Below are 21,159 nucleotides of genomic sequence, written 5' to 3' on the forward strand. Positions count from 1 at the left end.
CATGAGGTATTGCCGCACATACCCGGGCACACCGGCGCACACGGGAGAGACCGCAGAAGATGGTGCGACAAGGCCATCTCAATGAAGGTGTTCCCGCTGTACAGCCTTACAAAGCCTTAATCTTCCGCAGGGACGTTACGGGTTTCGCAGGTGCCGCCTTCTTGTTCCGGATCGGTTCCAGGTTCCTGGGCCTCTTCTCCCAGCATCTGCTCCGCCGAGCGCCGGTGCAGCGCGGCCGACGTGGGGTCGCCCAGGCGGGCGAAGGTGTCGGCGAGCCTCAGGTGCAGCGCGGCCTGCAGCCGGGTGTCCTCGGCCCGCCGGGCCCACTCCACCGCCTCCCGGGAGGTACGCAGTGACTCCTCGGGGCGGCCCGCGTACTCCTGGACCCGGGCCAGTTCGCTCAACGCGCGCGCCTGGGCGGCCACGTCGCCGTTCCTTCGGTGCCCGGCGACCGCCGCCCGCCAGTTCCGCAGCGCCTCACCGTAGCGGCCGGCGTAGGTGTGGGCGGCGGCGATCCGGCCGTACAGGCGGGCGGCGTCCGCGCGCTCGCCCTGGGCGAGCCGCTCGGCCAGGGCCCGGCCGAACCAGTCGGCGGCCCGGTCGAAGTCGCCGAGCTCCAGATGGGCGCCTCCCACGGATTCCGTCGCGCGGCCGGTCGCGTACGGATCGTTCGCCGCGCGGCCGGCGTCCAGCGCGGCCCGGTAGCGCGCCAGCGCGTCGGCCGTGCGGCCGGTACGGGCGTCGAGGTCGCCGAGGTTCAGCAGGGCCGCGGCCCGCTCGCGGGGAAGTTTCCGGCGTTCGGCCACATCGAGGACCAGGTGGTGGATGCCGTAGAGGTCGCCGGCGGCGGCCTGGGTGCCGAAGTGGGCCACCATGGCACGCACCAGCTGGGACATCAGGCGGCGGGCCAGGGTGTCCAGCGTCCCGTCGGCGACCGCGAGGCGGGCCGAGGCCAGCAGAGCGGGCCTGCGGACGCGCAGCCAGTCGGCGGCGTCGCGGGGACTGGGGAAGCGCAGGGAGCGCGGCATCCCGAGGAGCTTCTCGCGTGCCTGTGGGCTGTCGGTCTCGGTGATGGCCCTGCACGACTGGAGCAGCCGTACGGTCCGTTCCAACATGCGGGCGCGGGCCAGCTGGAGCTCCCCGGGCCGTTCGTGGGCCTCGGCGAGGCCTTTCAGCAGGGGGTGCAGGCAGCCGGGCACCTCGTACTGCGGCAGCGAGGTCCTTACGGGGTGCAGCAGACCCACGGAGACGAAGTCGTCCAGGGTGGTGCGCGCGCTGCTCATCGAGCATCCTGCGAGCGCGGAGGCGGTGTGCGGGTCGGCCAGGCCGGCCGGGGCGAGGCTCAGCAGACGCAGTATCCGGGCGGCGGGCGCGGGCAGCTCGTCGTGCACCAGCCGCAGGGCACGGCCGGTCGCGGTGTCCTCGTCGGCCCCGGCGTGCAGATGCCTGGCGAGGTCGGCGACGGCGGCCTTGGGTCGGGCGGCGAGCCAGCCGCCGGCCAGGACCAGGGCGGCAGGCTGTCCCTGGCACTGTTCCGCCAGTCCCTCCGCGGCCCGCGGGTCGACGGTGATGCGGACCGAGCCGGCGATCCGGGACAGCAGTTCCACGGCGGACTTGGTGTCGAGGCCGCCGAGGGTGCAGGGGCGGACGTCGGAGATGCCGGTCAGCGGGCCCTGGGAGATGGCGACCACCAGGCAGTCGGGGTTGTCCGGCAGCAGGGCGTCGACCTGCTCGGCATCGGCCGCGTCGTCCAGCAGGAGCAGCGTCCGGCGACCGGCCAGGGCGGCCCGCAGCGCCTCGACGAGATCGTCCTCGTCGGCGCCGGCCGGGGCGGGAACCTCGAGCGCGCCGAGCAGCTCCCGCACGGAGCGCTCGACGGGCACGCGCGTGCCGTCGGTCTCGCTCAGCCGGGCGCGCAGCACCCCGTCGGGGTAGCGGTCGGCGACCTGGCGGACGAGTTCCTCACCGAGCGTCGTCCGGCCGGAGCCGGGCCGGCCGGCGATGAGCAGCACCCGGGCGCTGGGGGCCTTGCGGCCGGAGAGGGTGTCGAGTCCCGCGCGCTCGATGTCGGCCCGGAGCTCCTTCAACTCCCTGGTGCGGCCCAGGAATCGGGTCTCCGCGGCAACGTCGTGGGAGAGCCGCACACCGTCCGTGTCCACCGCCTGATCCGTCACGGGCCACACTCCCGTCCCACCGCACGCGCAAGCCCGCCGGGACTCCGGATCGGGCGTTTTTCAGAGCCTAGTTCACGCTCTGCTACGTTCCGTGTGGAGCACGGCGGATGCGTCCCCCGATCGGATCAGCCGATGGTCACATCACAAGGGGATCCGGGTGGTTCAGGCGTCGAACGGGCGGGCAGGCCACGGCGCCCCGGCCGGACGCAGCGCGTCGAGCCCGTCCCCGTCCCGCGCGGCGACGAGCGAAAGCACGCCCACCACCAGGCAGTTGTTGTGCAGTTCGCCGGCCAGCACCCCGCGGACCAGGTCCGCGACGGGCACCCGGGCCAGTTCCATGTCCGCCTCTTCGTCCTCGACCTCGAAGCGGTCGCCGTCGGCCTCGGACAGACTCCGGGCCAGGAAGATCCGTACGGCCTCGTCACAGCCGCCGGCGGTGGTGTAGACGTCGGTCAGCACCCGCCAGTCCCCGGCCTTGACGTGCGCCTCCTCGTACAGCTCCCGCTGGGCGGCGTGCAGCGGGTTCTCACCGGGGACGTCGAGCAGGCCGGCCGGAATCTCCCACAGCTTGTGACGCACGGGGTGGCGGTACTGGCGCAGGACCAGGACGCGGTCGGCGTCGTCGAGGGCGAGGACGGCCACGGAACCGGGGTGGACCTGGTAGTCGCGGTGGACCACGGTCCCGTTGGGCATGACCACGTCGTCGGTGCGTACGGAGGTCTTGTTGCCGACGAAGGGCGTCCTGGTCGCCCGGACCTCCCACTCCTCCGGGGTGTCCTTGATGGTCATTCCGGTCATTCCGGTCCTTCCCAGACGTACAGGCGTACTGGCGCACAGCGGCGGCCGGGGCGCTCGCCGATTGAGGGTTTCGCGCCCCGGCAACCGTACAACCGGTGTGCTACTTCGAGATCTTCCGCTCGACCGCGGCCTTGACGAGGCCCGCGAACAGCGGGTGCGGACGCGTCGGACGCGAGCGCAGTTCCGGGTGCGCCTGGGTCGCGACCAGGTACGGGTGGACCTCGCGCGGGTACTCGACGTACTCGACGAGCTTGCCGTCCGGGGAGGTGCCGGAGAAGACGATGCCGGCCTTCTTCTCCAGCTCCGCGCGGTAGGCGTTGTTCACCTCGTAGCGGTGCCGGTGGCGCTCCTCGACGTACTCCTTGCCGTCGTACACCTCGCGCACGATCGAGCCCTCGGCCAGCTTGGCCGGGTACATGCCGAGCCGCATCGTGCCGCCCATGTCGCCTTCACCGGCGACGATGTCGAGCTGCTCGGCCATGGTGGAGATGACCGGGTGGGAGGTCGCCGGGTCGAACTCGGTGGAGTTGGCGTCGGAGATGTCCGCGAGGTTGCGGGCCGCGTCGATCACGATGCACTGCAGGCCCAGACAGAGACCGAGCAGCGGAATCCGGTTCTCGCGTGCGAAGCGGATCGCGCCGACCTTGCCGAGCACCCCGCGGTCCCCGAAGCCGCCGGGGATGCAGATGGCGTCGACGTCACCGAGCTGCGCCTGGGCGCCGGCCGCGGTCTTGCAGTCGTCGGAGGTGACCCACTTGATCTTCACCCGGGCCTTGTTGGCGAAGCCGCCCGCGCGCAGCGCCTCGGTGACCGAGAGGTAGGCGTCGGGAAGGTCGATGTACTTGCCGACCAGGGCGAGGGTGATCTCGTGGTCGGGGTTGTGGACCCGGTCGAGCAGGTCGTCCCAGGTCGTCCAGTCCACGTCCCGGAACGGCAGGTCCAGCTTGCGCACGACGTAGGCGTCCAGGCCCTCGGTGTGCACGACCTTCGGGATGTCGTAGATCGAACGGGCGTCGGGGCAGGCGACCACGGCGGCCTCGTCGACGTCGCACATCAGCGAGATCTTCCGCTTGATCGCGGTCGGCACCTCGCGGTCGCAGCGCAGCACGATCGCGTCCGGCTGGATACCGATGTTGCGCAGCGCCGCGACCGAGTGCTGGGTGGGCTTCGTCTTCAGCTCGCCCGAGGGGCCGATGTAGGGCAGGAGCGAGATGTGGACGACGAACACGTTGTCGCGGCCGACCTCGTGCCGCACCTGGCGGACGGTCTCCAAAAACGGCAGCGACTCGATGTCGCCGACCGTGCCGCCGACCTCGGTGATCACGACGTCGACCTCGTCCGTCGCCATGCGGCGGATGCGGTGCTTGATCTCGTTGGTGATGTGCGGGATGACCTGCACGGTGTCGCCCAGGTACTCGCCGCGCCGCTCCTTGGCGATCACGGTCGAGTAGACCTGGCCCGTGGTGACGTTGGCGGAGCCGTCCAGGTCACGGTCGAGGAAGCGCTCGTAGTGTCCGATGTCCAGGTCGGTCTCGGCACCGTCGTTGGTGACGAAGACCTCACCGTGCTGGAAGGGGTTCATCGTGCCGGGGTCGACGTTGAGGTACGGGTCGAGCTTCTGCATGACGACGCGCAGACCGCGGGCCTTGAGCAGCATGCCGAGGCTGGAGGCCGTCAGCCCCTTGCCGAGCGAGGAGGCGACACCCCCGGTGACGAAGATGTGCTTGGTCGTCGTGGATTTGGGCATGGCCAAGAGGGGGCTCCCGTGGTCGCGGTCTGGGGGTGCGGGGCGGGCGACTGCCGGAGAACTCCGACGGCGCCGTCGCTGCGGTTCGGGGGTGCCCTTTTGGATTTCCCCTCCGGGGAAGGGGCCCACCGGTCCACGGGCTACCAGCTTATCAGCGCCGCGGGACAATGCTGTCCGGGCACGCTCCGTACATGCGCGGCCGCACGCCCGTGACCCGTCACACGTCCCACACGCCCTGCTCACCCATTCGGCGGGTGCACGTTGTCCGGAGCGGCACACAGACCGTCTACGTGCGTCGTATCCTGCTCGGACACCCGCTGGCGAGCCCGGCCGGCCGAACGGCACCATCCCCGCCCGTCTCACCGGAACAACGCAAGCTCGTCAGTTCGTTGAGTAACAATGGGCGCTTTGCATTCAAGGCTGAGCAACTGCTTTGCTTCACCGCTCAACGACACATTTCATGAACCCCTTGACCGCACCAGCGACAACCCCTTGCGGGGTGACGTGGCCGTTCGACTGGAGTTGCACGTGGCCGGGCGCATCGAAGATTACGCACTCATCGGAGACATGCAGACCGCTGCCCTGGTCTGCCGGGACGGCACGGTGGACTGGCTGTGCCTGCCCCGCTTCGACTCGCACGCCATCTTCGCCGGCCTGTTGGGCACCGAAGAGCACGGCTTCTGGCGGATCGGCCCGGCGCACGCCCCCGAGGCCCCGCCGCCGGCCGCGACCCGGCGCAGCTACCGCGGCGACTCGCTGATCCTGGAGTCCGAGTGGGACACCGGGCGCGGCACGGTCCGGGTGATCGATTTCATGCCCCCGCGCGACGGCGCGCCGCAGCTCATCCGCATCGTGGAGGGCGTCTCGGGTCGCGTGCCGATGCGCTCGGCGCTCCGGATGCGTTTCTCCTACGGCCGAGTGGTGCCGTGGGTGCACAAGCAGGAGGGACGCACGGTCGCCGTCGCGGGCCCGGACTCGGTGTGGTTCGACACGTCCGCCGAGACGTACGGGCAGTCGCTGACGACCTACTCGGACTTCACGGTGACGCCGGGCGACCGGATCGCGTTCACGGTGTCGTGGCAGCCCTCGCACAAGGAGCCGCCGCCGCTGCCGGAGCCGGAGCAGTCGCTGGAGGCGACGGAGGACTTCTGGCGGGAGTGGGTGGAGCACTGTACGTACCACGGCCCCTACCGCGAGGCCGTCATCCGCTCCCTGATCACGCTGAAGGCCCTCACCTACGCGCCGACCGGCGGCATCGTCGCCGCGCCCACCACCTCCCTGCCGGAGGACATCGGCGGCGTCCGCAACTGGGACTACCGCTACACCTGGCTGCGGGACGCGGCGATCACCCTGTCCTCGCTGCTGCGCACCGGCTACCGCGAGGAGGCCCGTGCCTGGCGCGAGTGGCTACTGCGCGCGGTGGCCGGCGACCCGGAGAACCTGCAGATCATGTACGGCATCGCCGGTGAGCGCGAGCTCGGCGAGGCGGAGCTGGACTGGCTGCCCGGCTACGAGAACTCGGCCCCGGTCCGGGTGGGCAACGGCGCGGCGCACCAGCTCCAGCTGGATGTGTACGGCGAGGTCACCGAGGCCCTGCACCTGGCCCACATGACGGGCCTGGCCCGCAACGACTACGCGTCCCTGCTCCAGCTGAAGCTGATCCAGTACCTGGAGAAGCACTGGCAGGAGCCGGACGAGGGCATCTGGGAGGTCCGTGGTCCGCGCCGGCACTTCGTGCACTCCAAGGTGATGGCGTGGGTCGCCGTCGACCGCACCATCAAGCTCATCGAGTCCGGCGACGCGGACGGCCCGCTGGAGCGCTGGAAGCAGCTGCGCGACGACATCCACCGGGACGTGTGCGAGAAGGGCTACGACAAGGAACGCAACACGTTCACGCAGTCGTACGGCTCGCAGGAGCTGGACGCCTCGCTGCTGCTGATCCCGCAGATGGGCTTCCTGCCGCCGGACGACAAGCGGGTGATCGGCACCATCGAGGCGATCCAGCGCGAGCTGTCCACCCCGGACGGCTTCATCCTGCGCTACCCCACGGAGGGCCCCGACGAGGGCGTCGACGGGCTGCCGGGCGACGAGGGCGCGTTCCTCGCCGTTTCGTTCTGGATGGCCGACGACCTGGCGATGATCGGCCGCGTGGACGAGGCCCGCAGGCTGTTCGAGAGGCTGCTGGCCCTGCGCAACGACCTCGGCCTGCTCGCCGAGGAGTGGGACCCGGTCCGGCAGCGCCAGGTCGGCAACTTCCCGCAGGCCTTCAGCCACGTCCCCCTCATCGACACGGCCCTGCGCCTGACGGCCTCGGGGGCGTACGGGGGCTGAGCGGGCACGCCGTCCGTCGGGCGGGCCCGGCCCGTCCGACGGAGGTGGCCAGGAGCGGTCGCCAGGAGCACGGCCCCGCACAGAAGGTGGCGCGTCCGGTCCAGCGGTCTCAGATCAGGGGCCGGGGCTGCGTCAATTCGTCGTAGACGCTGAGGACCTGGGCCACCGCCTCGTCCTCCGTCGGCCATCCGGCCGCCTGCCGGGCGCCCCTGGCCCTGAGCTCGTCCCGACGCCCGGGGTCGCCGAGCAGCCGTACGACGGCGTCGGCGAGGGCACGCGCATTGCGGTACGGGACGAGTTCGGCAGCGTCGCCGACCAGTTCGGGGATGCCGCCGGTGTCGGCCGCGACGAGCGGCACGCGCGCGCGGAGGGCCTGCTGGGCGAGGACGGAGCGCCCCTCCCACCGGCTCGGCAGCAGCGCGAGGTCGGCGGCCTCCAGCAGATCGGTGACGTCGTCGCGCCGTCCGACGAGCCGGACCGGCAGGTCCTCGTCCGTGATCCGGCGCTGGAGTTCACCGCGCAGCGACCCCTCCCCCGCGACGGCGACCAGCGGCTGGGGGTCGAGGCGGCGCCATCCGTGTGTGGCGTCGAGCAGGGTGTGGTGGCCTCGGTTGCGTTCGAGGGCGCCGACGGTGATCAGTAACGGGCGGCCGATGGCTCCGAGTTCGGCCAGGAGTTTGGGCCGCGATCCGTCGGGGTCCTTCGCCTCCGGGGCCGTGCGCGGCCCGGGGAAGGCGACGGCCGCCAGTCTCGCGTCCCGTGCTCCGGTCCGGCGCGCCCGGTCGACCAGGGCGGAGGTGGTCCCGAGCACCACGGTGGCCGCCTTGGCGACCCGCCGCTCCATCAGCCGCAGGACGTGCGCGCGGGCGCCGTCGGCATGCGCCCGGTCGTGCCAGGTGACGATCAGCGGGGTGCGCCGCCCGCCTAGGGCGAGCGCGGTCCTGAAAGAGGCGTGCAGGCCGTGCGCGTGCACCAGGTCGGCATCCGCGCACGCCGCCCGCAGCGCGGACACCGAGCCGGGGTCGCTGCTGCGCGGCACGTGGACATGGTCGGCGCCGACCCCCGTGAAGCCGTAGGCGTGCTCCGCCTCGATGGGGGCGCACACCATGACCCGCACGCCCCGCGCGACGAGCCCCGCGGCCAGCGACCTCACGTGGGCGCTGGTCGCGGCGGTGCCGCCGCCCAGTACCTGCACGGTGCGCAGTGGTGTCTGGCCGTGCGGTGAGTGGCTGCTCACGGGGGTCACGTGGCCGAGCTCCTGGTTCGGGTCGGGTGGTCCCGAGGAACGTACAGAAGGACCGTGCGGAGAGGATGGACCGCACGGTCTCCTACGCGTGCTCGGTCAAGCATGCCAGGAAGCAAGGCAATTCCGGCAACGACCGGAGCGGCCGCCCGCAGCGAAGTGGACGGAAACGCCACCCGTACGAGTGACAAAGTACCTCCTGTCGGCCGACACCTCGGTGGACGACCGGCCGACCGCCGATTCCCTCAGCCGTCCGCCGGCCACCCGCGCGGGGCTGTCAGCCGTCCGCGCGTGCCGTCGCCAGGAGCTCCTCCGCGTGGGCGCGGGCCGTCTCGGAGTCCTCCTGGCCGGCCAGCATCCGCGACAGTTCCCGGATCCGGTCCTCCCCTTCGAGCACCTTCACACCCGACCGGGTGACCGTCCCGTCGTTCGTCTTCGCGACCAGCAGCTGCCGGTCCGCGAAGGCGGCCACCTGCGGCAGATGTGTGACGACCACGACCTGGGCGCTCTTCGCCAGCTTGGCGAGCCGCCGCCCGATCTCGACCGCCGCCTTGCCGCCGACACCGGCGTCGACCTCGTCGAACAGATACGTCGGCACCGGGTCCGTCCCGGCGAACACGACCTCCACGGCCAGCATCACGCGCGACAGTTCACCGCCGGAAGCGCCCTTGGCGATGGGCCGGGGCGGCGCCCCGGGGTGCGGGGCGAGCAGCAGCTCGACCTCGTCGACGCCCGACGGCCCGTGGGCGACCGTGCGCCCGCCGACCTCGACGCCGTCCGGGTCCTCCGTCTGCCGGATGTCGAACGACACGCGCGCGTGCGGCATGGCGAGGGATGCCAGCTCCGCGGTGACGGCGGCCGCGAAGCGCTCCGCGGCCTCGGTGCGCGCCTGGGAGAGGGTCTGCGCCAGCCCGCCCAGTTCGGCACGCAGGCCGTCGCGTTCGGCGGTGAGTTCCTCGATCCGCTCGTCGTCGCCGTCCAGGTCGGTGAGGCGCGCGGCGCTCTCCTCGGCCCAGGCCAGCACGGCGGAGATGTCCCGGCCGTACTTGCGAGTGAGCCCGGTGAGCGCGGCCCGGCGTTCCTCGACCGCCGCCAGCCGCAGTGGATCGGCGTCCAGGTCGTCGGCGTATCCGGCGAGGTCCCCGGCGACGTCACGCAGCAGGATGCCGACCTCGCCGATCCGGTCGGTGAGCGCGGCCAGCTCCGGATCGTGCGCCCGGACGGCCTCCAAGGCCCGCTGGGCGCCCGCGACGAGCGTTCCCGCGTCGATGCTCTCGGGATCCTCCGGGTTTCCGGCGAGAGCGGCGTGCGCGACGGACGCGGCGGATGCCAGGGCCTCGGCGTGCCCGAGCCGTTCGGCTTCCTCCGCCAGTTCCACGTCCTCGCCGGCGCGGGGCTCCACGCCGGCGATCTCGTCGAGCCCGAAGCGCAGCATGTCGGCCTCCTGGGCCCGTTCACGCGCGCGGGTGGTGAGTTCCTCGAGTTCCGTGGCGACGGCCCGCAGCCGCTTGTACGCCGCCGTGTACTTGGCGAGCGGCCCGGCGACCGCGTCGCCCGCGTACCGGTCGAGCGCCTGCCGCTGCCGGGACTGCTTGAGGAGCCCCTGCTGGTCTGTCTGCCCGTGCACCGCCACCAAGTCGTCGGCGATCTCCGCGAGGAGCCCCACGGGCACGCTCCGCCCGCCCAGGTGGGCCCGGGAACGCCCCTCGGCGGAAACGGTACGGCTGATCAGCAGCGCCCCGTCGTCGAGCTCGGCCCCGGCCTCTCCCGCGCGTGCGGCGGCCGCGGCGCCCTCGGGCACGGCGATCCGCCCCTCGACGACCGCGTTCCTGGCACCGATCCGCACCAGGGCCGCGTCCGCCCTTCCCCCCAGCAGCAGCCCGAGGCTGGTGACCACCATGGTCTTGCCCGCGCCCGTCTCACCGGTGACTGCGGTGAAGCCGGGTGACAGCTCGACCACGGCGTCGTCGATGACTCCGAGCGACCGTATCCGCATCTCCTCCAACACGTCCCAGACCTTACGAGGTTTTCCCCGCGCCGTGCGACGCCGCCCCCCGCCCGAACGGAAACACCGCAGGTCGTCACCCGTGAGCGGGACCCCGTTCACCGGCGGGTCCCGGTGCCCGGTACGGGCGCGGACGGAGGGGTGCGGTGAGGCCGGGCGGGGGCGGGCCGGAGGGAAACTCGCGGGCCGGGGCCTGCCCTAGCGCGGTGCTCCCCGCCATCCCGAGACCGGCAGTGCGAACTTCGCCACCAGCCGGTCCGTGAACGAGGCGTGATGCAGCCGGGCCAGCCGGACCGGGACGGCACCGCGCCGGACCTCCACCCGCGCGCCGGCCGGCAGTTCCACGGTCCGCCGCCCGTCGCACCACAGCACGCCGGGCGGGACGTGCGGCAGCATTTCCACCGCGAGCACCGAGTCCGGCGAGGTCACCAGCGGCTTGGCGAACAGGGCGTGCGCGCTGATCGGCACCATCAGCAGCGCCTCGACCTCGGGCCACACCACGGGCCCGCCGGCGGAGAACGCGTACGCGGTCGATCCGGTCGGGGTGGCGCACACGATGCCGTCGCAGCCGAACCCGGTCACCGGACGCCCGTCGATCTCCAGCACGACCTCCAGCATCCGCTCGGCGGACACCTTCTGCACAGCCGCCTCGTTCAGCGCCCAGTCCGTGTGCACGATGGCGCCGTTCTGGTGCACGACGACGTCGACGGTCATCCGTTCCTCGACCTCGTACGCCTTGCTCACCACCCGGTCGACGACCTTGTCGAGGTCGTCCCGCTCGGCCTCGGCGAGGAAGCCGACGCTGCCGAGGTTCACGCCGAGCATCGGCACGCCCGAGGCGCGGGCGAACTCCGCGCCGCGCAGCAGGGTGCCGTCGCCGCCCAGCACGATCAGCAGTTCACAGCCGTCGAGGCACTCGGGGGTGGCCTCCCTGACGGTCTCCACCTCGTCCGGCAGCGGCAGGTCACGCGCCTCGGTCTCCAGCACCCGCACCCCGAGTCCGGAGTGCAGCAGCCCTTTGACCACGAGTTCCGCGCTGCGGATGGCCGCCGGGCGGCCGGTGTGGGCGAGCAGGAAAACAGTACGAGCTCGGTTCGGTGTCAACGCGGCCCCTCCGCCACTGCACGGTCGATGTCGGCCGGGTCCAGTTCCGGAGCCCCCGCCCGCAGCCACAAAAAGTATTCGACATTCCCCGAGGGTCCGGGCAGCGGACTCGCGGTCACGCCCTTCACCCCCAGTCCCAGCTCCCAGGCCTTGGCGGCCACTCCCCGCACGGCCTCGGTGCGCAGCTGCGGGCTGCGTACGACGCCGCCGCTGCCCAGCCGCTCCTTGCCCACCTCGAACTGCGGCTTGACCATCATCACCAGATCGGCGTCCGGCCGCACGCACCGTGTCAGGGCGGGCAGGACCAGCCCGAGCGGGATGAAGGACAGATCCCCCACGACAAGATCCACAGGCTTCCCATCGATTGCTTCAAGCGTCAACTCCCGTACGTTCGTACGGTCCTTGACGGTGACGCGTTCATCGTTTCGGAGAGACCAGGCAAGTTGTCCGTATCCGACGTCCACGGCGACCACGTGCGCGGCCCCGGCCCGGAGCAGAACATCGGTGAAACCCCCGGTCGAGGCACCGGCGTCCAGCGCCCGCCGCCCCTGGACGACCAGCCCCTGCGGCACGAACGCCTCGAACGCGCCGGCGAGCTTGTGGCCGCCGCGCGACACGTAGCCCGGGTCGCCGGCGTCCTCGGTGACGAGGATCGCGGCGGCGGTCTCCACCTGGGTGGCGGGTTTGGTCGCGACGGTCTTGCCGACGCTGACCCGACCGGCGGCGATCAGCTGACCGGCGTGCTCACGCGACCGGGCGAGCTTCCGGCGGACCAGCTCCGCGTCGAGACGGCGGCGTGCGACTCCTGCCACGTTCGGTTCAGCTCCCCTGTCGGTAGGTTGCATGGGACTCGTGGCCCGAAGGGCCTCGTTGCGGGGTGGCGGTCGGGTGCCGGGTGGGAGCCGGAGGTCCCGGGCGGGCGTCGAGCGCGGCGAGTGCGTCGCGCAGCCCCCGGTGCACATCTTCGTACACCTCGACATGGCCGTCCGGGGCGAGGTGGTCGGCGTCGGCCAGCCGCTCCATCCGCGCGTCCACCTCGGCGTTTCCGGTGGGGGTGCGGGGCACGTTCAGGGGCGCGGGGGCCGCGGGGGTGTACTCGGGCCGCGGAGATGCGGGGTGCGCGGCCAGGGGCCCGGTGTGCTCCGCCTGCGGGGGCGGCTGCTGCACGCTCCCCTGCTGGGGTACTGCGTCGTTCATGCCCTGACGCTACCGCGAACCGCTGGGGTACCGTCGTCCGCGATGGCCACGATCGAGGAATGCCGTGCCGCACTCGGCAGACTGTCCGACTCCATGCGGCGTGCCGAGGGCGACGTCCGCGCGGCGGCGGCGATGGACCGCTCGGTCAGCTGCCATGTCACCGACCTGGATGTGACCTTCGCCGGCCGGCTCACCGGCGGGCGGATCGAGGTGCACGACACTCTCGAGGGCCCTCCGCGCGAGCGGGCGCAGATCAGGCTCGCCATGAAGGGGGACGACCTGCTGGCCCTGGTCGACGGCGAACTGCACTTCGCCAGGGCATGGGGGTCGGGCCGGGTGAAGCTGGAGGCAGGTCTGCTCGACCTGCTCCACCTCAGGAAGCTTCTCTAGCTCCCACCTTCGTCGTGGCCTGCTTGCCTGTGCTCTGCTTGCCTGTGCTCTGCTTGCCTGTGCTCCGCTTGTCCGTGTCCTGCTTTGCCGCGGTCCGCGCCTTGCGGGCGGCCGGCACGATCAGGGGCGTACCCGTCTCGGGGTCGTCGATGACCTGGCAGCTCAGGCCGAAGACCTGCTCGACCAGCCCGGCGGTGACGATCTCCTTCGGAGCACCCTGTGCGATGACCTTCCCTTCGCGCAGCGCGATGAGGTGGGTGGCGTACCGGGCGGCGTGGTTGAGGTCGTGCAGGACGGCGACGAGGGTGCGGCCCTGCTCCTCGTGCAGTTCCGCGCACAGGTCCAGTACGTCGATCTGGTGCTGGATGTCCAGATAGGTCGTCGGCTCGTCGAGCAGCAGCAGCGGGGTCTCCTGGGCGAGCGCCATGGCGATCCACACGCGCTGCCGCTGCCCGCCGGAGAGTTCGTCGACATGGCGTTCGCCGAGGTCGGCGATGCCGGTCCGGGCCATCGACTCCTGGACGACCCGCTCGTCCTCGGTGGACCACTGGCGCAGGATGCCCTGGTGCGGATACCGGCCGCGCCCCACCAGGTCGGCGACGGTGATCCCGTCGGGTGCGATCGACGACTGGGGCAGCAGCCCGAGGATGCGGGCGACCTTCTTCGCGGGCATCGACTGAATGACCTGCCCGTCCAGCAGCACCCGTCCCCGGCTGGGCTTCAGCATCCGGGACAACGCCCGCAGGAGCGTCGACTTGCCGCAGGCGTTCGGGCCGACGATCACGGTGAAGGAGTTGTCCGGTATCTCCACCGACAACTGCTCGGCGATGACACGCTGGTCGTAGGCGAGGGTGACATCCTCGGCGGACAGTCGGTTCACGATGCTCCTTCGGTTGTTCAGCCCGGCGGTCCGTCGGTCGACCGGTCCGTTGACCGGTCCGTTGACCGGTCGCTTCATATCCGGCCCGCCTTGCGTTCGGTGACCAGCAGCCACAGCAGGTAGACACCGCCGAGCACGCCGGTGACCACGCCCACGGGCAACTGCTCGGCGCCGAAGGCCCGCTGCGAGATCCAGTCGGCGGTCACCAGCAGGGCGGCGCCCATGCACATCGACGCCACCAGATTCGGTCCGGGCGAACGGGTCAGGCGCCGGGCGAGCTGCGGCGCGGTGAGTGCGACGAAACCGACCGGCCCGGAGGCGGCCGTCGCCGACGCGGTGAGCAGGACCGCGGACAGCATCAGCAGCATCCGTACGCGCTCCACCCGGACCCCGAGGGCGTACGAGACGTCGTCGCCCATCTCCATCATCCTGAGCCCTCGGGAGTTGGCGAGAACCAGCGGTACGAGGATGGCGCACAGCGCGAGCAGGGGCCAGACCTGGTCCCAGTCACGGCCGTCGAGGGAACCGGTCATCCAGACGATCGCACGGGCCGCGTCGACAATGTCGGACTTGGTGAGCAGGTAGCCGTTGACCGCGGTGACGATCGCGGAGACACCGATACCGACCAGGACCAGCCGGTATCCGTGCACCCCCCGCTTCCAGGCGAGCGCATAGATGGCGAACCCGGTCACGAGTCCGCCGGCCAGGGCGCCGAGGGCGACCTGGCCGGCGGTTCCGGAGAACAGCACGATCATCACGAGCGCGCCGGCCGTGGCGCCCTGGCCCAGACCGAGGACGTCCGGACTACCGAGCGGATTGCGGGAGATGGACTGGAACAGCGCACCGGAGAGACCGAGGGAGGTACCGACGAGGAGCCCCACCAGGACCCGGGGCAGCCGCAGTTCGGTGACGATGAATTCCTGGCCCGGGTCGCCCTCGCCCAGCAGCGTCCGGATCACGTCGGCGGCCGGTATCGGGAAGTCGCCGGTGCCGATCAGCACCACACTCGCGGTGAGCGCCACGAGCAGCAGCAGGACGCCGACGACGAGGGCGCGCACGTCCACCCGGAGCGAGAGGCCGCCGGGCGTCCGCACAGCACGGTTGGTCTTCACAGCTGGGCCGTCCTCCGCCGTCGTACGAGATAGATGAACACCGGGCCGCCGATGATCGCGGTGACGATGCCGACCTGGACTTCGGCGGGCCGGGCCAGGACGCGGCCGATGACGTCGGCGCCGAGCAGCAGCACGGGCGACAGGACCGCCGCGTACGGCAGGATCCAGCGCAGGTCGGGTCCGGTGAACGAGCGCACCACGTGCGGCACCATCAGGCCGACAAAGGCGATCGGCCCGCAGGCGGCCGTCGCGGCCCCGCACAGCAGGGTCGCGGCGAGCATGGCCAGCCCTCGCGTGCGGTTCAGGTGGGCGCCGAGGGCCTTGGCGGTGTCGTCGCCCATGGCCATGGCGTTCAACGGCCGGGCGAGCAGGAGCGCCAGCACGAAACCGATCAGCAGAAAGGGCAGCACCTGCCGGATCACCGAGCCGTTCGCCGAGGACAGCGATCCGACCGTCCAGAAGCGCATCCTGCCCAGGGCAGCCTCGTCGAGGATCATGATCGCCTGGAGGTAGCCGAACAGCGCGGCGGTGATCGCGGTGCCGGCGAGTACCAGGCGTACCGGTGTCGCGCCCCGGCTGCCGCCGAGGAACCACACCAGTGCCCCGACCGCCGCCGCTCCGCAGAACGCGAACCACACATAGCCGGACAGCGAGGTGACGCCGAAGAAGGTGATGGCCGTGACGACCGCCGCGGACGCGCCCGCATTGATGCCGAGCAGTCCCGGATCGGCCAGCGGATTACGGGTCAGGGCCTGAAGCACCGCTCCCGCCAGGCCGAGTGCGGCACCGGCGAGCGCGCCGAGAACGGTCCGTGACAACCGGTCGGCGACGACGGCATCGCCATAGGTTCCCGAATCCTCGAACAGGCCGTGCCAGACCTGTTGCAGGGACAGGTCCTTCGCCCCGATCGCGATACTCGCCAGGGCGACGAGCACCAGGATCACGGCGGAGAGGAGCAGCCCTAGGACACGGAGCAGCGCCCGGCGGTTCGGATGCGCGGGGGCGGTGTCCGCGCGCTGTTCGGGGGGACTCTCGACCAACACGCGGTTAGGTTAGCCTACCCTCCCATCCGATCACGATTCCTCGGATCGGCGGGCATCCGGGTGTCGAGTACCCCTCACAGCCCCAGTCGCGCCAGCGCCTTACCCCCGTCCAGCCGGCACTCGCCGTCGCCCGCCGCTGTCCACGCCGCCGCGCACAACGCCCGCAGCCCGTCCGGAGCCGTCCCCTCCCCGTCCAGCTCCAGGCGCTCACCGGCCGTCGTCGCCGTCCAGCCACCGCACCGGAACCCGCCGCCGTCCACCGCGACGACCTCCGGCTGCCCGGTGAGCATCCCGCGCAGATCGGCGTCGACGAAGGTCGGCCGGTGCTGCGGCGGCGCGGCCAGCAACTGCGCACCGTCGGTCACGCCCGTGAGTACCAGCAGTGAATCGACACCGCCGTTGAACGCGCCCTCGATGTCCGTGTCCAGCCGGTCGCCCACCACCAGCGGCCGCTCGGCGCCCGTCCGCAGAATCGTCTCCCGATGCATCGGCGGCAGCGGCTTGCCCGCCACCTGCGGCTCCGCGCCCGTCGCGATCCGTACGACCTCCACCGCCGCCCCGTTGCCCGGCGCGATGCCTCGGCCGCTGGGGATCGTCAGATCCGTGTTGGACGCGAACCACGGCACCCCGCGCGCGACCGCGTAACTCGCCTCCCCGAACCGCCCCCACGGGAAGTCGGGGCCGCCGTACCCCTGCACCACCGCCGCCGGGTCGTCGTCCGCCGACTCCACGGGCGTCAGCCCGCGCTCGCTCAGCGCCACCCGCAGGCCCTCGCCACCGATCACCAGCACCCTGGCCCCCGGCGGCACCTGCTCACTCACCAGCCGCGCGACTGCCTGCGCCGATGTGATCACATCGGCGGCCTCCGTCGGTATCCCCAGCTCCGTCAGATGCGCGGCGACGGCGTCCGGCGTGCGCAGGGCGTTGTTCGTCACGTACGCCAGGTGCATGCCCCCGGCGCCGGCGGTGGCCAGCGACTCGACCGCGTGGGCGATCGCCTTCCCACCCGCGTACACCACACCGTCGAGGTCGAGCAGCGCCGTGTCGTACGCCTTGCTCAGGGCTTGCCCACTGCCCTCGGGCCTCGTCCTGACGCTTCGGCTCATTCCGCATCGCTCCTCGTTCGACGGCTTTCCCCGATCATCCCCCATGCCGCTGACACCCGTACGATGCCTGGATGAAGACTGCAGGTCCCTCGGAAGCGAAGGCGCGCCGAGGCCTGGAACTCACCCCGTTCCGAGGCCTTCGTTACGACCCCGACCGGGTCGGCAGCCTGGCCGCCGTGACATCCCCTCCGTACGACGTCGTCGTCCGCCCCGACGGTCTGCATCACTTGCAGTCCGCCGACCCGTACAACATCGTCCGGCTGATCCTGCCCGAGGCCGAAACCCCCGAAGCCCGCAATGCCCAGGCCGCCGCGACCCTGAACCGCTGGCGGGCCGAGGGCGTCCTGACCACGGACCCCGAACCCGGTCTCTACGTCTATGAACAGCGCGACGGCGACGGTCTGCTGCAGCGTGGGATCATCGGCGCCCTGCGTGTGTCGGACCCCGACGAGCAGCTGGTCCTGCCGCACGAGGACGTCATGCCGCACGTCGTCGCCGACCGCGCGGCCCTGATGCTGGCCACCTCGGCGAACCTCGAGCCCCTGCTGCTGACCTACCCCGGCGACGGATCGGCAACCGCCACCGCCGATCTGATCGAGCGCACGGCCAAGACGTCTCCCGTCCTCGCGACCACCACGGAGGACGGCTTCCACCACCGGCTGTGGTCCCTCACCGACCCCGAGGACCTGGCCACCGTCCGGACCGACCTGGCCGGCCAGCAGGCCCTCATCGCCGACGGCCACCACCGCTGGGCGACCTACCGCCGCCTGCGTGCGCAGCACCCCTCCCCCAGCCCTTGGGACCACGGCCTGGTGCTCCTCGTCGACACGGCCCGCTACCCGCTGCGCGTCCGCGCCATCCACCGTCTGCTGCACGGCCTGCCCGTCACGGACGCACTGACCGCCCTCGACGGCCTGTTCCGGGTCCGCCGCATCGACGCCGCGTTGCCGGAGGCCATGGAGGCACTGGCCGAGGCGGCCGGCGCGGGCAACGCCTTCCTCCTGGCCGGCGACGGCGCCTTCCACCTCGTCGACCGCCCGGACCCGGATCTGCTGGCCCGTACGGTCCCCGCCGACCGCCCGGAAGCCTGGCGAACCCTGGACGCGACGGTCCTGCACTCCACGCTCCTGGACCAGGTGTGGCACATTTCCGAGGATTCCCCGGCCCACATCGCCTACATCCACGACACGGCCGCGACCGTCGAGAAGGCGGAACGCGACGGCGGCACGGCGGTGCTGATGCATCCGGTCCACGAGGAGGTCGTCCGCGACCTCGCCCGCCAGGGCGTCACGATGCCCCGCAAGTCGACGTCCTTCGGCCCCAAGCCGGCCTCGGGACTGGTCCTGCGCGCGTTCGACGGGTGACGCGTCGCTGGTGACGCACGAAGGGGTGGGATTCCCGGTCGGTGAACCGGGAATCCCACCCCTTCGTGTGTCAGGCGTCAGTCCTTGTTGACGTCGGTCTCAGCCTTGTCGGCATCGGCCTTGTCGGCGTCGCCGTTGTCCGCGTCCAGGTCCGTGCGCACGTCCTCGGCCTCGTCGGTCGAGGTGTCGGAACCGGTGTCGGTGTCGGTGTCGGTGTCGTCATGCTCGTCGAGCGCGTCCATGAACTCCACGCCGTCCATCTCGGCCAACCGGTCCGAGGCGTCGGTGCTGCCGTCCCGGTCGGCCTCCACGGCCTTCGCGAACCACTCACGTGCCTCGTCCGCCCGTCCGGCGGCGAGCAGCGCGTCGGCGTACGCGTACCGCAGCCGCGCGGTCCACGGCTGCACGGCGTGGGACGCCAGCTCGGAGCTCTGGAGCGTCACAATGGCGGCATCCAGTTGCTCCATGTCGCGCCGCGCGCCGGCCGCGACGAGCCGCATCTCGACCTGCCCGGCCTTGTCCAACTTCTGCACCTCGGGGGCACCGGCCATCTCCAGCGCCTTCTCCGGCCGCCCGAGCCCACGCTCGCAGTCGGCCATGAGGGGCCACAGCTCCGTGGTACCGGTCATCCTCCGCGCCGCCCGGAACTCCGCCAGTGCCTCGGAGTACTTCTGGTTGGCGTACGCGGCGAAGCCGGCGGCCTCCCGTACGGCGGCGACGCGCGACGCCAGCCGCAGCGCGACCCTGGAGTAGCCGTACGCGCCCTCGGGGTCCTCGTCGATCAGCCGGGCGACCATCACCAGGTTCTTGGCAACATCCTCCGCGAGCGTCTTGGGCAGGCTCTGCAACTCCTGCCGTACGTCCTTGTCGATCTCCTCGCCCGTGACGTCCTCGGGGATCGGCAGCCGCTTGATGGGCTCCCGGTCCCGCTCCCGCTCCTCACGGAACCGGCCGCCACCGTGCCGGTCGTCGCGACGGAAGCCGCCCCGCTCGCCACCACCGCGGCTGTCGTCCCGGCGGAAGCCGCCCCGCTCGCCACCACGACTGTCGTCACGCCCGCGGTAACCACCACGCTCGCCACCACCGCGGCTGTCGTCCCGGCGGAAGCCACCACGCTCTCCACCACGGCTGTCACCACGGCTGTCGTCGCGACGGAAGCCGCCCCGATCACCACCACGGCTGTCGTCCCGGCCGCGGAAACCGCCCCGCTCGCCACCACGGCTGTCACCACGGCTGTCGTCGCGACGGAAGCCGCCCCGATCACCGCCGCGGCTGTCGTCACGCCCGCGGTAACCACCCCGGTCATCGCCACGGCTGTCGTCCCGGCGGAAGCCGCCCCGATCACCGCCACGGCTGTCGTCACGCCCGCGGTAACCACCACGCTCGCCACCACCGCGGCTGTCGTCCCGGCCGCGGAAACCGCCCCGCTCGCCACCACGGCTGTCACCACGGCTGTCGTCGCGACGGAAGCCGCCCCGATCACCACCACGACTGTCGTCACGCCCGCGGAAACCGCCCCGCTCGCCACGGTCGTCACTGCGCCGATCATCACTGCGCCGGTCGTCCCGACGGTCGTCGCGCCGGAAGCCGCCCCGCTCGCCACCACGACTGTCGTCACGCCCGCGGTAACCACCACGCTCGCCACCACCGCGGCTGTCGTCCCGGCGGAAGCCACCACGGTCTCCACCACGGCTGTCACCACGGCTGTCGTCGCGACGGAAGCCGCCCCGATCACCACCACGGCTGTCGTCCCGGCCGCGGTAACCGCCCCGCTCGCCGCCACGGCTGTCACCGCGATTGTCGCCGCGGTTGTCGTCGCGACGGAACCCACCGCGGTCTCCACCACGGCTGTCTTCACGACCGCGGTAACCACCCCGGTCTCCACCACGGCTGTCGCCACGGCTGTCGTCACGCCCGCGGAAACCGCCCCGCTCGCCACGGTCGTCACGCCGGTCGTCCTGACGGCCGTGGCCCCGGCCGTCATCCCGGCGGAAACCGGAACGCTCATGTCCACCGGCACGGCGATCGTCCTTACGGTCGTCCCGGCCCTGGTAGCCGCCGCGCTCGCCGCTCCGGTTGTCACCGCGGTTGTCACCGCGGTTGTCGTCCCGGCCGCGGAAACCGCCTCGCTCCGGCCGGCCGGCGCCTCGGTCGTCCCGACGAACCCCACGGTCGCGGTCGCTGGATCGACTCGGACCGGCACCCCGCTGGCCGCCTCGGTCCGAACGGTCACCACTGTCCCGTCGCCGCTGGTCGCGTTCCGGTCGGTCGCCGGGAGAGTTGGTGGACATCGGTGACTCCTGTCTTCGGTACCGCAAATATTCTCGCGCAGCCAGAAATCCGGCGCGCTCCAGAAAATACAAAAGGACCCTTGGCCCCAGCTGAACGCTGGTGACCAAGGGTCCTTCCAAAGATTGTTCGGCGGCGTCCTACTCTCCCACAGGGTCCCCCCTGCAGTACCATCGGCGCAATGAGGCTTAGCTTCCGGGTTCGGAATGTGACCGGGCGTTTCCCCCACGCTATGACCACCGAAACCCAAATGGTTTCGAGCGAACAAGCACACTTTTCTTTTATGTTCTGCTCAAAGCCGGCAACCGTTCGTTGCCTCAGAACCAACACAGTGGACGCGAGCAACTGAGGACAAGCCCTCGGCCTATTAGTACCG

Annotated in this window: 17 protein-coding genes and 1 rRNA gene; 4 read left to right on the forward strand and 14 right to left on the reverse strand. The window is 71.6% G+C overall.

Translation table 11 applies throughout. The features are described from left to right. Positions 1 to 116: 116 nt before the first annotated feature. From ACFP2V_RS21120 to ACFP2V_RS21130, 3 genes are all read right to left on the reverse strand, one after another. Positions 117 to 2,174 (reverse strand): tetratricopeptide repeat protein, encoded by a 2,058-nt coding sequence (locus tag ACFP2V_RS21120; protein WP_381214592.1) that lies wholly within the window; start codon positions 2,172 to 2,174, stop codon positions 117 to 119. Between the two features lie 162 nt (positions 2,175 to 2,336). After that, entirely contained in the window at positions 2,337 to 2,963 is a 627-nt protein-coding gene (locus ACFP2V_RS21125) for an NUDIX domain-containing protein (protein ID WP_381214639.1), read from the reverse strand. Between the two features lie 109 nt (positions 2,964 to 3,072). Beyond that, on the reverse strand, positions 3,073 to 4,719 hold the full coding sequence (locus tag ACFP2V_RS21130) for a CTP synthase (protein ID WP_381214595.1): 1,647 nt from the start codon (positions 4,717 to 4,719) through the stop codon (positions 3,073 to 3,075). A 528-nt stretch (positions 4,720 to 5,247) separates the two neighbouring features. On the opposite strand from ACFP2V_RS21130, the gene ACFP2V_RS21135 reads away from it, so the two are divergent. After that, entirely contained in the window at positions 5,248 to 7,050 is a 1,803-nt protein-coding gene (locus ACFP2V_RS21135; protein ID WP_381214642.1) for a glycoside hydrolase family 15 protein, read from the forward strand. 109 nt (positions 7,051 to 7,159) lie between these two features. Here ACFP2V_RS21135 and ACFP2V_RS21140 read toward each other — a convergent pair whose 3' ends face one another. From ACFP2V_RS21140 to ACFP2V_RS21160, 5 genes are all read right to left on the reverse strand, one after another. Next, positions 7,160 to 8,296, reverse strand: a complete 1,137-nt coding sequence (locus tag ACFP2V_RS21140; protein WP_381214599.1) for a glycosyltransferase family 4 protein — start codon at positions 8,294 to 8,296, stop codon at positions 7,160 to 7,162. A 274-nt stretch (positions 8,297 to 8,570) separates the two neighbouring features. Beyond that, complete coding sequence (recN, locus tag ACFP2V_RS21145; protein WP_381214645.1) at positions 8,571 to 10,289, reverse strand: DNA repair protein RecN; 1,719 nt, start codon at positions 10,287 to 10,289, stop codon at positions 8,571 to 8,573. Between the two features lie 207 nt (positions 10,290 to 10,496). Beyond that, a complete protein-coding gene (locus ACFP2V_RS21150) occupies positions 10,497 to 11,402 on the reverse strand; it encodes an NAD kinase (RefSeq protein WP_381214602.1) in 906 nt (301 codons plus the stop codon). Beyond that, complete coding sequence (locus ACFP2V_RS21155) at positions 11,399 to 12,214, reverse strand: TlyA family RNA methyltransferase (RefSeq protein ID WP_381214605.1); 816 nt, start codon at positions 12,212 to 12,214, stop codon at positions 11,399 to 11,401. Before ACFP2V_RS21155 ends, ACFP2V_RS21150 begins: the two co-directional genes overlap by 4 nt. Positions 12,215 to 12,221: 7 nt before the next feature. Next, the gene (locus ACFP2V_RS21160; protein WP_381214608.1) at positions 12,222 to 12,599 is read right to left on the reverse strand and encodes a hypothetical protein; all 378 of its coding nucleotides are present in this window, start codon (positions 12,597 to 12,599) and stop codon (positions 12,222 to 12,224) included. Positions 12,600 to 12,641: 42 nt separating this feature from the next. Between ACFP2V_RS21160 and ACFP2V_RS21165 the strand changes: the two genes are divergently transcribed. Next, complete coding sequence (locus ACFP2V_RS21165; RefSeq protein WP_381214611.1) at positions 12,642 to 12,989, forward strand: sterol-binding protein; 348 nt, start codon at positions 12,642 to 12,644, stop codon at positions 12,987 to 12,989. On the opposite strand, the gene ACFP2V_RS21170 is transcribed toward ACFP2V_RS21165, so the two are convergent. The 4 genes from ACFP2V_RS21170 to ACFP2V_RS21185 all read right to left on the reverse strand — a co-directional run bounded on the left by ACFP2V_RS21170 (position 12,973) and on the right by ACFP2V_RS21185 (position 17,130). Then, on the reverse strand, positions 12,973 to 13,947 hold the full coding sequence (locus ACFP2V_RS21170; protein WP_381214614.1) for an ABC transporter ATP-binding protein: 975 nt from the start codon (positions 13,945 to 13,947) through the stop codon (positions 12,973 to 12,975). The two genes, ACFP2V_RS21165 and ACFP2V_RS21170, sit on opposite strands and share 17 nt — an antisense overlap. Next, positions 13,944 to 14,981 carry a FecCD family ABC transporter permease gene (locus ACFP2V_RS21175; RefSeq protein ID WP_381214617.1) on the reverse strand — a complete coding sequence of 346 codons (1,038 nt, stop codon included), beginning with the start codon at positions 14,979 to 14,981 and terminating at the stop codon, positions 13,944 to 13,946. Before ACFP2V_RS21175 ends, ACFP2V_RS21170 begins: the two co-directional genes overlap by 4 nt. Further along, entirely contained in the window at positions 14,978 to 16,024 is a 1,047-nt protein-coding gene (locus tag ACFP2V_RS21180) for a FecCD family ABC transporter permease (protein WP_381214620.1), read from the reverse strand. The genes ACFP2V_RS21175 and ACFP2V_RS21180 overlap by 4 nt, the downstream gene beginning before the upstream one ends. A 74-nt stretch (positions 16,025 to 16,098) precedes the next feature. Next, the gene (locus ACFP2V_RS21185) at positions 16,099 to 17,130 is read right to left on the reverse strand and encodes an HAD-IIA family hydrolase (protein WP_381214624.1); all 1,032 of its coding nucleotides are present in this window, start codon (positions 17,128 to 17,130) and stop codon (positions 16,099 to 16,101) included. Positions 17,131 to 17,201: 71 nt separating this feature from the next. Between ACFP2V_RS21185 and ACFP2V_RS21190 the strand changes: the two genes are divergently transcribed. Beyond that, positions 17,202 to 18,494 (forward strand): DUF1015 domain-containing protein, encoded by a 1,293-nt coding sequence (locus ACFP2V_RS21190; protein ID WP_381214627.1) that lies wholly within the window; start codon positions 17,202 to 17,204, stop codon positions 18,492 to 18,494. A gap of 77 nt (positions 18,495 to 18,571) precedes the next feature. Here ACFP2V_RS21190 and ACFP2V_RS21195 read toward each other — a convergent pair whose 3' ends face one another. Then, positions 18,572 to 19,399: a tetratricopeptide repeat protein gene (locus ACFP2V_RS21195; protein ID WP_381214648.1), complete on the reverse strand. Its 828-nt coding sequence runs from the start codon at positions 19,397 to 19,399 to the stop codon at positions 18,572 to 18,574. Positions 19,400 to 19,453: 54 nt separating this feature from the next. On the opposite strand from ACFP2V_RS21195, the gene ACFP2V_RS21200 reads away from it, so the two are divergent. Next, a complete protein-coding gene (locus ACFP2V_RS21200; RefSeq protein WP_381214651.1) occupies positions 19,454 to 20,791 on the forward strand; it encodes a hypothetical protein in 1,338 nt (445 codons plus the stop codon). A gap of 119 nt (positions 20,792 to 20,910) precedes the next feature. On the opposite strand, the gene rrf is transcribed toward ACFP2V_RS21200, so the two are convergent. Next, positions 20,911 to 21,027 (reverse strand): 5S ribosomal RNA (gene rrf, locus ACFP2V_RS21205). Positions 21,028 to 21,159 lie beyond the last annotated feature (132 nt).

This window comes from Streptomyces incanus, from assembly GCF_042656345.1.
GTDB lineage: Bacteria > Actinomycetota > Actinomycetes > Streptomycetales > Streptomycetaceae > Streptomyces > Streptomyces incanus.